The 13,517-nt window shown below is 58.4% G+C and carries 8 protein-coding genes; 6 read left to right on the forward strand and 2 right to left on the reverse strand.

All coding sequences use genetic code 11. The features are described 5' to 3' along the window. Positions 1–126 precede the first annotated feature (126 nt). Positions 127–315 carry a hypothetical protein gene (locus H8B02_RS02765; protein WP_212315373.1) on the reverse strand — a complete coding sequence of 63 codons (189 nt, stop codon included), beginning with the start codon at positions 313–315 and terminating at the stop codon, positions 127–129. Between the two features lie 1,121 nt (positions 316–1,436). Between H8B02_RS02765 and H8B02_RS02770 the strand changes: the two genes are divergently transcribed. Continuing rightward, positions 1,437–4,157 carry a coiled-coil domain-containing protein gene (locus H8B02_RS02770; protein ID WP_229164754.1) on the forward strand — a complete coding sequence of 907 codons (2,721 nt, stop codon included), beginning with the start codon at positions 1,437–1,439 and terminating at the stop codon, positions 4,155–4,157. Positions 4,158–4,222: 65 nt separating this feature from the next. Here H8B02_RS02770 and H8B02_RS02775 read toward each other — a convergent pair whose 3' ends face one another. After that, positions 4,223–5,605, reverse strand: coding sequence for a polysaccharide biosynthesis/export family protein (locus tag H8B02_RS02775; protein ID WP_229164755.1), 1,383 nt, complete (start codon positions 5,603–5,605; stop codon positions 4,223–4,225). Between the two features lie 764 nt (positions 5,606–6,369). Here H8B02_RS02775 and H8B02_RS02780 point away from each other — a divergent pair. From H8B02_RS02780 to H8B02_RS02800, 5 genes are all read left to right on the forward strand, one after another. Then, on the forward strand, positions 6,370–7,446 hold the full coding sequence (locus tag H8B02_RS02780) for a GumC family protein (RefSeq protein WP_229164756.1): 1,077 nt from the start codon (positions 6,370–6,372) through the stop codon (positions 7,444–7,446). Between the two features lie 377 nt (positions 7,447–7,823). Further along, positions 7,824–9,227, forward strand: a complete 1,404-nt coding sequence (locus H8B02_RS02785; RefSeq protein ID WP_229164757.1) for an O-antigen ligase family protein — start codon at positions 7,824–7,826, stop codon at positions 9,225–9,227. 239 nt (positions 9,228–9,466) lie between these two features. Continuing rightward, entirely contained in the window at positions 9,467–10,231 is a 765-nt protein-coding gene (locus H8B02_RS02790) for an FkbM family methyltransferase (RefSeq protein WP_229164758.1), read from the forward strand. 295 nt (positions 10,232–10,526) lie between these two features. Next, positions 10,527–11,750 (forward strand): glycosyltransferase, encoded by a 1,224-nt coding sequence (locus tag H8B02_RS48370; RefSeq protein WP_229164759.1) that lies wholly within the window; start codon positions 10,527–10,529, stop codon positions 11,748–11,750. Between the two features lie 213 nt (positions 11,751–11,963). Continuing rightward, the gene (locus H8B02_RS02800; protein ID WP_229164760.1) at positions 11,964–13,418 is read left to right on the forward strand and encodes an oligosaccharide flippase family protein; all 1,455 of its coding nucleotides are present in this window, start codon (positions 11,964–11,966) and stop codon (positions 13,416–13,418) included. The last annotated feature ends 99 nt before the right edge of the window (positions 13,419–13,517 follow it).

A 13,517-nucleotide genomic window follows, 5' to 3' on the forward strand; every position in this document is an offset into this window, starting at 1 on the left:
TGCTTTGCGAGCCTTTAGAACAAGCCGGGAACTTCTCGAGAGCCTGTTCTTCATTTACATGCTGCCGCCCGGCGCTGCGGTCAAAAATCAGCGTGATGCCATGGTCTTGCGGAGGAAATAACCCGTTCACACTATCTCCGACGTGCCATGTACGAGGCCATTCGTCCTTAGCCTCTGGATCGCCAACTGTTCTTCAGTGAGGCGCCTTTCGACGAATTCCCTCTCTTGTTCGGTTAGGTGGCCCTTGAGCAATCGGCGATAGCGCTGGACATTGTTCCCGTAGACTTTCAGGCGCATCAACTGCTCGTCGGTCATCTTCGTCTCCATGCGAGACCGGCAATAGGCGGACACCTCCCGGCCATTCCCAACAAAATTGCAGAGAGCCGGAAAAAATTTCCGCCACAGTCTCTGCGCCGCTTCAATGATTTCGGTTGTGACTTTGCGCAACCTTTCCTGGCAGTGTGGAAGGCGACGATGCGCACCAAATGGCTTCCCTGCACGGCCCTGGAGCAGCGTCTCGCGATGTGTACTCGCATCATCACCGGTATCGCGCGAGGCGCGACCTATCCAGGACCATAAGACCTCCCGCAATTACAAAATCGAGGCCTTGCTCCGCATCTTGCGAACGATCGAAGGCGCGCAACGCACGATTTGCTCCCGCTGCAATCAAGCGAGTGTAGATTAGTTACCCTTCTTTGCAGAGCGTTGGCTGGAAATTCCGAGGTATTCCGTCAAACTGTCGCGGAGCCATCCGGAGTCACGATCAATTTGGGCAACTACGATGCCACTCGCTAGGGGGATGATTCGCCGGTCCATCGATGCCTCAAGTCCGGCCGTGTCCGTGGTCAAAGACCAGTTGAGCGAAGGCTGCCGCGATCGACGGTGCCGACGACTGCCAAGACACTGGCACGGCGAATCCGTACCTCTGTAAATATTCCGGTGCGCAATTGATCGGTGTTTCGAACTCCTGCCATCCCGGCGGTCAGGCGGTGTTCCCGGTGCGCGGTGATGCACCGGTCAATCGATTCCTTGTTGCTGCGTCAGGTCAGGGTAGGTAGGGAGAGCGCATAATCCGGAAGGGTTAGGCGGGCTCCTCCAAGGGGAAATAGCGCGCGAGGGCGAACTGCACGAAACTACGATGAAAATTCGGATCGGCGAAGGCAGGGTCCCATGGGAAGATAAATGCAGCAGTGCCACGAACCGCAAACGGCGGATTGCCGTGCTCGTGCTCGCGGTGCTGGTGCTCACGAACAATCCGCTCCTTAACAATGCGACCAACGTCGCACAATGTTACAGCGATCTCGGTGAGAAGGTGAGAATCGAGGTGGTCACATTGGGAGCGGGGCCTCAATCCGGGTCATGGGCTTCGCGCCGAGGGTAGGGCACTTAACGCCGCACCTCGATAGATCGTGTCGCCAAACGAAAGGTGATTGCGGATGGACCGCACGGTTCTCCTCGACAACGAAGTAGGCCGCGCATGCGACATCGCAGGCGCGCCGCCGCGACGCCTACTCAGTGTTGCACAGCCGGTACTCCTGTGGTCGACGACCGTCGCCATGCTCGCAACCGCATGGGCACCCGAAACAACACGGGCGTCGCCCGATCCTGTGCGTCTCGCGGCAGATGCGCAGCAAACGATGGCCCTTCGCATTGTCAATTCGGCTGCCGCGGCGGAGGACGGCAATTCCGAAGCTACGCCGCGGGACGAAAGCGATACCAAGCGGCCGATGCTGATCGTACAGGAAGCGCGCGACCAGAGCGGGCCTCCCTCGGACCAGCAGCCCAATTTGGGTGGCAGCCTGTCCTGCGAACTCTCCACTGCAAGGCTTGACATTGGCTTGCTGCAGCGCCTCGAGCACGAGCGTGAGAGGGCAGAGACGTTGGAGCAGGGTCTCGCCGCGGCTCGACGCGACCTCGAAGTCCAGACTGCCTTGGCCAACAAGGCCGTCGAAGATGCTGCCCGGGTGAAACAAGCCGTGCAGGGTGGCGCGGGGGTGCAGGATGCGCTGCAACAAGCGCTGGAGAAGGCAGGAAGGCTGGAACAGGATCTCGTGGCGGCGCGACACGATGTCGAGACCCAGACCGCGCTGGCAGCACAGGCAGGCGAGGAAGTTTCACGGCTGAAGCGGGCGGGGGAGATCGGCACGGCCGAGACAAGGCAAGCGCCTGCAAAGGCCGGAGTGCCGGCGGGCGGCTTTTCTTTGACGCGGAGCGCAATCCAGGCCTACGAAGCTCAAGCCCGTGCGGCTGGAGGAGAACTGGCCGAACTCGGACAGGCTACTGCGAGCGATACCGGGTCGCTTCGCTACCCGGAACAGTTCGCACGTCTCGAGCAGGATCTCGCGGTCGCGCGAGGGGAGCTGGAGACACAGACTTCAATTGCGACGAAAGCGAGCGAGGAGGCGTCCCGCCTCAGGCAGTCGGGGGAGAGAGACGCAGCCGACTTGCAGCAGGAGCGCGAGCAGTCTGCGCGGCTGGAGCGGGATCTCGCGGCGGCGCGGCGTGATCTGGAGACCCAGGCTGCGCTTGCGGCGAAGGCAGCCGAAGAGACCTCCCGGCTGAAAGCCGCAGAGGCGAGCGGAACGCCGGACCTGAAAAAGGAAGATGAGCGGTCCGCGCAGCTGGAGCAGGATCTCGCGGCGGCACGGCGTGATCTGGAGGCCCAAACTGCGCTGGCGGCAAAGGCGGGCGAGGAAGTCTCGCGTCAGAAGCTGTCCGTGGAAGCCGTGGTTGTCGATCTGAGGCAATCGCGCGCGAAGGCCGACGCGCTTGCACAGGAACTCTCCCAGGCGCGCAGCTCGATCTACGCATATGAGGCGCAGGCGCTCAAGGCTGGCGAAGAAGTGACGGAGCTCAGGCGGGCGGCTGAACGCGGCGCGGCTTCAGCCCAGAAAGCCGCACCCGTCGAACTTGGACAATTGGCCCGGCTGGAGCAGGATCTTGCGGCGGCTCGCAGTGAAGTCGAGGCCCAGGCCGCGCTGGCGGCGAAAGCAAGCGATGAAACAGCCCGATTGAAACGGGAGAGGGAGAACGGCGCGGCAGAGTCGCAGAACCTGCTGCAGGCGGCACGTCAACGGGCTGACAGGCTGGAGCAGGATCTGGTGGCGGCGCGGCGTGATGCCGAGAGCAAGACTGCGCTGGTGTCGAAAGCAGGCGACGAAACCACACGGCTGCAAGTCGTGGTCAAGAGCGCCGCTGCGGACCTGCAAAAGGAACGCGAGCGATCCGCGCGGCTGGAGCAGGATCTGGCGGCGGCGCGACGTGATGTCGAGAGTAGGACCGCGCTGGTGTCGCAGGCAGGCGAGCAAACATCGCGACTGCAAGCAGCGGGCAAGAGCGCGGCTGCGGACCTGCAAAAGGAACGCGAGCGGTCCGCACAGCTGGAGCAGGATTTGACGACGGCGCGGCGCGATGTCGAATCCAAGACTGCACTGGCAGCCAAAGCGGCCGAGGATCTGTCCCGGCTGACATCGGCGGGGAAGAGCGGCGCGGCGGATTTGCAAAAGGAGCGTGAGCGGTCCGCACGGCTGGAACAGGACCTGGCAGCAGTGCGTCGCGAAAATGAGGTCCAGACGGCGAGGGCCGCAAAGGCAAAGGAGGACGTCTTGCTGCAGAAGACAGCAATAGAAGCCGATGCCGCTGAGTTGAAGCAATTGCGCGGCGAAAGCGCCGGCGTGAGGGCGCAGAACTTCTTCCTGTCGCGGAGCGCGATCCATGCCTATGAGGCGCAGGGTCGCAAAGGGCTCGGCGCTGCGTCAGACGTTGTGACGACCGGTTCGCATGGCCCAGACAAGTCCGGCTACGTCGGAGTGGCCGCCAATCCGATCGCCGAGCAGGCACCCCCGGCACCTGCTCGCGCTGTTGTTCAGCCCGCTTCCGAGCAGGTTGCGGAAGCTGCAGGGTTGGTGGCGCGTGCCAGTTCCCTGCTTCGGCAGGGCGATGTAGGGGCGGCGCGGCTTGTGCTTGAGCGCGCCGTCGAGATGGGCAGTGCCCAAGCGAGCTTTGCGCTGGCAGAAACCTACGATCCGTTGGTTCTGGCGAAATGGGGAACTTACGGCACGCGCAGCGATGCGACCAAAGCAAAGGCGCTGTATGCCAGGGCCGATGCAGCAGGAATCAAGGAGGCGAAAGCTCGGCTGGACGCGCTGTATCGCTAACATTTCGGGGCACGCGCCGTCCCAGGCCCATCAGCTCGCAACCGCGACCGATCGGGCCGATCTCATCATCTGATACCGACTGAAGGCGCATCAGCTTCCGTCACCGCAGTTCGGCCCGTCGCCGGTGACGGGCCTAGACCACTCAGCTTTCGGGAAGGTACGTCCGGAAGATCCTGGTATCGCAAGGATACCTCGACCGTGTCGCCTGGTTGCAATTCGGTATCTTCGCTTGCGGCAATCTGTTCCGGCCCGTTCTTACCCTTCCTGACGATGGTAATGTCGGGCTTGCTTCCGCTTCCTCGCACGAGCTGTGATCGAACCATAGCGGTGTACTGAATCTTCTCACCCACCGCCTGCAGTCTCTCGCGAACCTGGTTAAGCTTCAGGCTCGTTTCCTGCAGCTCACGTAGCAGGTCAAGCCGCCGCTGATCATCGAGCTTTGTCAGCCTTCTGGAGAGCTCATCCTGCTGCTTCTTGACCTGCAGCAGCTGCGCAGAGGTCTGCAACCTCCTGGTTGACGACAGTAAAACCGCTCGACGCGCATCTGTAACGCGCGGGCTGGTCAGGGTGCCTTTGGCGAACATTTCTTGCGCTTTTTGCAACTCGTCCTGGTCGGACTGAAATCCCTCCTCTTCCCTTTTCTGCTGCTCGGACAGCACGCGCACTTCCTCGTCTCCCTGCCGAACACCGCGCTGGAGGAACTCCTTCTCCTGCTGATAGTCACTCTGCTTGGCCTTCAAATACTCCGTTTCAGCATTGAAGATTTCTGAAATCGCCGATCGAGCTATCGGTGCCTCCTTCGTAGCGTTTGGAGCGATCTGGGTCGCCTCTCCGAGTTCCGTCTTGATACGCCACGAGCGCGCCTGCTCTTTGGCGAACTCTGTCCAAAGCGATCCGTACTCGGCTCTCAGGTCCGCCAGATCAAGATAAGGATTGTTCATTCTCACATGCATGATGTCGTAACCGCTCGCCAGCGCTATGAGTTGACGTGCGGTGATCGACGGAAGGTAAGGATACTGACCCGGTTTCGAGACATCCCCATTGATGTATATTGGCCTGTAGTCCGCCACGGTTGCAGTGATTTCATCTGCATCTATCACGATGACGCTTTCACGCCCTTCCGGACTTCTCTGTCGAAACACCTTGTTCGCTAGTGCAGCGCCGACCTTGGCTCGGATCTGCGGCAAGCTCAGGCCCGCTACCTGAAGCACTCCGACGAGCGGCAACGATATGTTCCCGTCCGTCTGGACGGCTGCACGAGATCGCAGCTCCGGCACGCCCGCGGCCGCGACCTCCAGCACATCTCCGACATTGACGAGATATTCCGCTCTCGCTTGTGCCACTGAAATCGTTAAGGCGAGGGCGGCCAAGCCCCATTTGACATAGCCGCCGAGGCCGTTGCCCGTGATACCGAGTCTGAAACGCTCGCGCGGTGTGAAATTCGGCATGACGGCAACTTTCTCTGCGACGTGGTCACCAGGATGAAACCCGCGGAATCTGTCGGCGTGCCGACACGTCAACACCGCTGACGCTCCGGTAGCCATCGAGACGGACGATCGGCAAAACCGAGGTTCGTTCCCACATCTGTCGGGGGCAGGACGTACCGCCCACATTTTCGATTGATCGGCCTTGTTGATCGTCAATTCGAAGTTGCATCGGACCCATGGAGATGTGCGAGCGAGCGGATCGCCACTCGAATTTAGTCCGGTCGTGCCGCGGCTCAATGGACCATCGTAATTACCCATTTATTGCCTTTCCCAAGCTGTGACCCGGAATGTACTGATTCAGCAGGAAATGAGCCGTTGGGCCGTAGAGTGCCATGAACGTTGCGTTCTTCACCAGCTTGCCGGCCTCCGCCAACCTTCCGGCGCATCCGGTCCATGGCAGCAGGGTGAATTCACCAGGTGCCGTCAGGCCGGTTAATGGTCGCACTGGCTATGACCGCTGCCGAATTCCTCGCCAGCGTGATTTCGGCTCGTTTCGCGGTCGTCGTCTATCACAGGTTGATGCGGTGACCACTCGCCGGTTTCGGCCAGCTACCCTCGTCTCGAAAGGCGCATGAATGCCTATTGATATGACTCAGCCGGCCGCACCTTCCGCTAGCCTTGCTTCCTTGAGCGAGCCCACTTGCGCTGTTTGACCTGGCTGCCGCAACGGAGTTCCAATTGTCAGCGCTGGTATGAAAATGTTACAGAATACAACGGATAGTTGGATGAATCGGGACGATCCGCCGCCGCCAGAGTTTCATCCTACGTCGGTCATTTCCCCGCGAGCGGTGGTTGCCTTCATAAGGCGACGCCTGTTGACCATATCACTGGCGTGTTGCGCAGCGCTTGGCGTTGCCATGCTCTACCTCATCATGGCGGTCCCCACGTTTGTTTCCAAGGCGCAACTTATCGTAGATTCGAAAGCGACCCCCAGCGACGTCGCGGCAGTCGCAACGATTGTCGAGAGCCAGATCGGCATCATTAGGTCCGAGAGCATCGCTAGTGCCGTGATCGAGAAGCTCGGTCTTGCGCAGGATCCGGAATTTGCGGGCGGCCAGGGTAGTAGCGTGCTGTCCGTATCGCGTCTGCTCGGCTGGAGTAGACCGGAAGGCAAAGGTAGCGCCATGCGCTACGCGGTGGAATCCTTCGGACAAAGGCTTACCGCCAAGCGTGTCGGTCCCACTTACCTTGTCGAACTCACCTTCAGTTCCAAGGATCCTGATCGAGCAGCGCAGATTCTGAACGCCGTCGCGGAAAAGTATATTACTCATCAAATGGACCAGGGCGGCTCGTTGCAAGATGAGACGTGGGTCCGGGATCGATTGAATGGCCTGAGCACTCAAGCGTCAGCTGCGCAGAAGGCACTCGAGGACTTCAACAGAAACAAAAAGGATGAGCCGGATTCCGCTGCCAATATGGATAAGTTGGCGGCCGCTGCGGAATCATCCAAGAGTGCCTATGATAATTTTCGTCACATGCTGCGCAGGCTGGAGGCTACGCGACAACAGTCCTCGCCAGTGTTTGCTGCGAGTCTGATTACTCAGGCGTTGCCTCCCCTGAGGGCCGCTTCGCCGAAGCCTAAGAGTGTGCTTGGAATAGCGCTCCTTGGTGGACTGCTTCTTGGCCTCGCCGTCGCTGTGCTGCAGGATCTGATGGATGGCAACATGCACTTCGGTGCATGGGACATCTTGCGCGGACACGATGATAGAGCCGAGTGGCCTGTCCCGGACACAGTTCGACCGGATCATCAATCTGACGCATCGACAAAGACGAGGCCAGTACGCCTTACGGGTTCGGGGTGAGAGCGGAGCAACCATTTTCAGCAACACTTGGGATGCATTGTATTGGACGGCGGCCATCGGATGATCAGTATCAGGCACGATGGCGCCTCGGCCCGGCGAGCACGGCGCAGAGATCGTGGCGTGGGCCGCATCCCAGGCGCAACCTTCGAGACGACAGTGGCCGGGAGTCATCTGGAAGGCCGATGGAATTCGCGTTCGGAAGACGTCACGCTCCTGGCCGGCGACGAAGACAGGGTGCGGATTCGACGCGGTGTGGCCATGTCGATAGAACCGCTCAAGCTCGCTCGAGGTGAGCTTCAGGGGCTTGCGAGCCGTTGCGCACCGAGAAGCCGTGCATTCGAGTTCGGTCGCGCTGGAAGGCAAGGAGCCCGCCCGTCATGACCGTTGCGTTAAGATATGGCGGCGGAACTCCCTATCATCGCGCGTCTGCGTATTCGCTCGGCCAAAGCGCAAAATGGCTCTTTCTGGCGGTCGTTTTCATACTGCCATTTCAACGAGTGCCGTTTGTTAATTCGAACCTACTCGGCATCCAGGGCTGCAAGCCCTTCAACCTGTTGTCAGCGGGAGTGCTGGTCTATTTGTTATTCCGAGTTTCACTCTTATCAGCGACCGACAAAATCGAACGGACGTCCATCCGCATTCTCTTGCTGTATTTCGTAACCTTCACCATTGCTTTCGCTAGGTCGATCCTGAATGCTCCTCTGCTTCATGAGCGTCTCCCGGATGTATTTCCAGAGTCCTATCTGGATTACATCTTGTCATACGGCATGGTTCCAGCGTTCTACATACTGCCATTTCTGTTCATTCTGAAGCGATGTCGCTCATTTTCGGAGATTGAGACAGTCGTGAACGCCATCTGCGTTTCGATTCTACTCCTATCGGCCAGCTTCATCCTCGTCGCCCTCATGAATCCATCGGCCGCACTTTCAGGGCGGGCCGCCGTTAACGATTTGTGTGAAGCCTACTTCGGCATCCACTACAATACGATGGGCACGATATACATCTGCACGGCGCCTTTGTTGTTGTACAAGGCACTTACTCGTAGCTCACTCTGGATAGTGCCCGTCGCCTTGTCGCTTTTGGGGCTCCTTCTGCTCTCATCGCGTAGCGCGCTTCTAACCGTTGCGGGCTCCTATGTTCTGCTTCTGATTTACAAGCGCAAATTTGCTGTCCTGGCTGCCGGCGCCGCGATGGTGGCCATCGCATCCGTTCTCTGGATCGCGCCGACTATGGATGCCATCCTTTCCATTGGTTTCGACGGGACTTCGGAAGTGTCGGCTGATGAATTGCTTACTGGCCGTGTAGATTTCATCTGGATCCCGCTGCTCAATGAATGGACGAGTGATCCCGGCCTGTTTCTGTTCGGCGCGGGTCGGTCCGGAATCATAACCAGCGAAGCTTGGTACACGGGAACGCTTATACAGGCCACTCATGCACACAACGCAATTATCGATTTCTTTCTCGACTGTGGAGCGATCGCGACTGGCATTCTTCTCGTTCTTATGTGCGTCGGGATATCAACCGCTTGGCGTGTCGGCCGACGGTTGCATAGCGACCTGTACTGGGCCTTGTTTGCGTGCATCGTCGGCTATGGAATAAGTATGTTTACCGAGCGAGAGGTATTTCCATCGTTCGAGAACATGTACCTGTTCCTTCTCATCGCGATGATGGTCAACCTGGCGCGCCTGTCTTCGCGCGCGCCAAACCTCAGCATGAGCCGCACTACGCTTGATGCGGGTGACGCGGGCGCCGCAAACGCAACGACAAGCCAGTGGAGGTAACTCCAGTTCTCCGTCTCTGAACGGAGTGACCTTCTTGCAACGAAGCAATCGAGCCCGCTTAATGGCGACATTTCACTTCGCATCGTTCCAATCGTGGTGCATTCCAGCATGGCGCCGTTCGGGCAAGAGATAGTGGTTCGCAACAGCCCGATCGAAATCTGGGGCCTGGTCCGGCGGTACAGAATATGCCCCAAGCCAGCCGGAACGATTTGTCGTTGTGCCTCGCAGGGAGCGCTCCAATGATAGGGCCGCTCAAGCGTCTCACGCAGCGCCTGCTCATCGGCGCTCTCGGATTTGACAACTATCTCTTCTTCGTCGCTCAAGCGCGCATCGCAACGATAAAGACGTTCCGTTATGAGGCCGACTTTCTGTACTTTCTTAACATGGTGCCGAACGACGGCGTGATCCTCGACATCGGCGCCAATATCGGAGTGACGGCCTACTTCCTGGCGGCCACGAAGCCCGGCTCCCGAGTCCATGCGTTCGAGCCGGGGCCCGAGAACTTCAGGAGCCTGACGCGCGTGGTCGCCCAGCATACGCTCGCAAACGTGACGGTTCACGAATGCGGCCTGGGCCGTCAGGCCGCAGCGCTTCCGATGATCATGCCCGTGATAGGCGGCATTAAGCGACACGCCCTGTGCCAAGTCGACGACGGGCACTCCGAGTACAAGGAAGGCATCCGCTTTCAGATCAAGATAGAGACGCTCGACGATGTTCCGGAGCTCAAGACACGCACGGACGTGCACGCGATCAAGATCGATGTCGAGGAGTTCGAGGCCGAGGTGCTGAAAGGAGGCATGGAACTGATAAGGCGCTGCCGGCCGCTCATCTTCTGCGAGATATGGAAGCCGGAGAACCGCAACGAGATCCGTGCAATGTTCGAACGCGAGCGCTACCGCATGTACGGCTATGAGCATGGCATGCTCAAGCCCGCCGGATCTGGCCTCAAGAACTTCACAGGGAATTTCTTCATTATTCCCGATGAATGTCCGCTGCCCCAATAGAGGTCGCGCCGGTGTCCCGATTCCCGTCGCGCGCACGACAAGGCATATGCGCGAGGGGACGCCAGGCACCCATCGCAGCTCTTCGGTGCCAAAGTACTACTCAGGAAGAGCAACGCAGCGACACGCAGCGCTCCATTGGGAACGCCACCTCCCGTTGCGCCCGAGGGCCAAATGAGTTCAAATCGACTTGGGAAGCTCGGGTCCACTGGATAGATGAAGGGGCCGAGGCCAAGGGCTAGTCGCATCATGCTGTGCCTGATGCCGCTCTACCGCAGTCGAGAACAAACGAATTGTCGTGACGCGAATCCTGATCGTAACGCATAAGCCGCTCGCAAGCCTGACCAACGGGCATGACCTCCGTGTGTGGCACTTGTGCCGCGAATTGGCGAAGCGGCATGAACTGTACCTTTTGACGGTCAACCTCGGTTCAACAGATCAATCTGGCGACGGCTTGGTTGGCTTGTCCGATGTCTTCAGAAAAATTGCGGAAACGCCGAAGTTTCCGGCTCACAGGCCCTCACTGAAGAGGCACTTCCGTCGAAATGATTCAGACTACTTCTCGCTCTCTTATCCGGATCACTTTTCAACGGTTACCAAAGCGATAGCTGGCTTCTGCGAAGAGAACAGTATCGATCACATGATTGTCTTCTGCCTCGTGCTTGCAGAGTTCGTCCGACCGTTTTCGAGCGATAAGAAAATACTCTTTGATCTCATCGACAGTGAAGTTCTAACGCTGACCAGACAGATACAGTTCTTTCCGCCGTGGCCCGCGCAGCTGAGAACGCGTCTCGACGCGCGCCTGATGCTCGCGCGCCGCGCAAGGGCGGAGGCGTGTTTGCCGCTTTGGTTCAACCACGTCACAACAGTCAATGATGCCGATTCTGATACTGTTTGCAGGCTGTCTGGCAGAACTGCAAACGTCAGCACGGTACCGAACGGAGTCTCGCCCGACCTGATGGACGCATTTGACGCAAATGCGCGTGTCGCCAAGCGGAGGGGAGTGGCATTTTGGGGCAACCTTGCCTTCAAACCAAACGCAGACGCGGTCCGGTTTTTCTACCAGTCTGTCTATCGACCGTACTTGGCTCCGGCCGGAATTGAATGGTGCGTTGTGGGCAAGGATGCGGAAAGTTGGCTTCTGGAGGAAGCAAAGCGAGACGACGGCATTCGCCCCACTGGATTCGTCGACGACATCCGCCCGGTGCTCGCAGAGTATCCGATAATGGTGAACCCGATGCGAATTGGCAGCGGATTAAAGAACAAGGTACTTGAGGCGTTTGCCATGGGGTTGGCCGTGGTTTCAACGGGAATAGGCATCGAAGCGCTTGGCATGGCGCGGGAAGGCGTCGATTACATGCGAGCCGACGAGCCCGAGAAGGTCGCGGCTGCGATCAAGCTGCTCATCGAAGACGAGGGCTTTCGGTCCTCTATGATCCAGAGTGCTCGAAAAGTCATGCTGGAGCACTATACCTGGAAAAGGGTCGCTCGCGACATGGATGTACTCTTGGGCACGGTGTGACATCGATTGGTCATACAAGATTGACGAGGAGTGGCTCGAGAGAGGTGAGGCGAGAGTGATCCAGTTGCCATGAAATGGTTGTTCGCTTCGTGCGATTATCGTCCTGTCCTGTGTTTCTGGAGTCCATCAGTGATTTCTGATCGTGTTCTTGGAAAGTACGCGGACTGCAATTTGGGCTTTCGGTCGTCGACGCCGTCGGTAGGTCGCTGATCCATGGCATCCATACTGCGTCAAGGAATTGCACTCTCGGCTGCTCAATACACCGAGCAGGTTATCATGTTGTTGACGCCGATCGTTCTGGTGCGAACGATCGGCCCCACGGCGTTTGGTGAATATCGGCTGTTCTGGCTACTCGTAACTACGGTGGCCCTGTTGTTTTCCTTCAACATGCCCCGGAGCTTGCTCTTCTTCTTTGTTCGGCTGGATGGAGAGGGGCGGCGGATTTACGTTGGGCAGACGGTCTTGTTCCTGCTTGCCGCGACGATGGTTGCGGTGCTTCTGGTTTTTGCCTTTCGTCCTGTCCTTCCATCGGGCATGAAGGATCTGCTGCACGACCACGGGTTGTTGCTGGCGATGTTCCTGTTCGTTTGGAATCTGGGCTTATTGCTGGACGTGTTACCCAACGCCGTGGGGCGAATCCGTTGGCAAGCGCAAGCTATCCTGGCTTCATCCGTGCTGAGAGCCGCGCTGATTATTTCCGCAGCAGTCGTTTTTCATCGATTTGAAGAGGTGCTAATCGCGGCGTTGATTGCAGCTAGCGTGCGTGTAGTACTTCTGGCTGTCTTCATTGCGCGCTATTGCGGCATTCGACTTTTCCCAATTGAGAAGGAGCAGTTCCGCGCGCAGCTTCGCTACGCTCTTCCGTTCGGTGTGGCCGGCTTGCTGTGGAGTGTACGGAAACAGGCGGAACTGTGGATTGTCGCGACGATGTTTTCGTCGGGCATGTTCGGCATTTTTTCAATCGCAACCATGCTCCTCATGCCGTTCGAAGTCTTGAGAGGCGGGCTGGGGAATTTGCTCTTGCCGAAGATGAGTCATTTCCATTCATTGGGCCGCCACGAGGAGCTGTTGCGGCTGAACAATCAGGGCAACGTTATCATTAGTGCGGTCATGTTCCCGGCCATCGCGGCATTGTTCGTCTTTGCGGAAGAAGTCATTCAGTTTCTGTTTACGAAGGAGTACGTGAGTGGCGCTCCGGTGCTGCGCATTTATCTGATTCAAACATTGATCTCGACCGAGATTACCACTCTGCTCAATGTATTTGGACAGGGTTCGGCCAACATGCGTTATGAAGCTGCGATCCTTCCATTTGCCGTGTTAACAAGCCTGGCCGGCGTCTGGTACTACGGCTTGCCGGGGGCGGCGATCGGGTCGGTATTCACGACTTTCGTTGTGTATGTCTTGTTTCTCAGAAGACTTTCAAAGGTGATGAGCATTCCGATCGCAAGGTTGCAGGATTGGAAGAACCTTGGACTAATTCTGGTCGCATCGGTGTTGGCGGCAGTGCTGGTACGGATTTCGTTTGATCTGCTGCAGGCGCCGGTTCCGGTTGCCGCGCTGGTTGGTCCGGCTGCGGTTCTGGTGTGTTATGTGACTATGTTGTTTGTGACCGGATACTATCGAACACTGGCTGAGGTCCGGAGAGAATGGGGAGTTCTCGGGGCGTGATGGAAGGTGATCCGCATTGCGCGGTTGCCTGAATATCAGCGCGAGGACGCGACGGCGGTCGAGAGAGGCTCAGCCATTATCCGGATCCTGGTGGATGCT

Source organism: Bradyrhizobium altum (assembly GCF_020889705.1).
Lineage (GTDB): Bacteria > Pseudomonadota > Alphaproteobacteria > Rhizobiales > Xanthobacteraceae > Bradyrhizobium > Bradyrhizobium altum.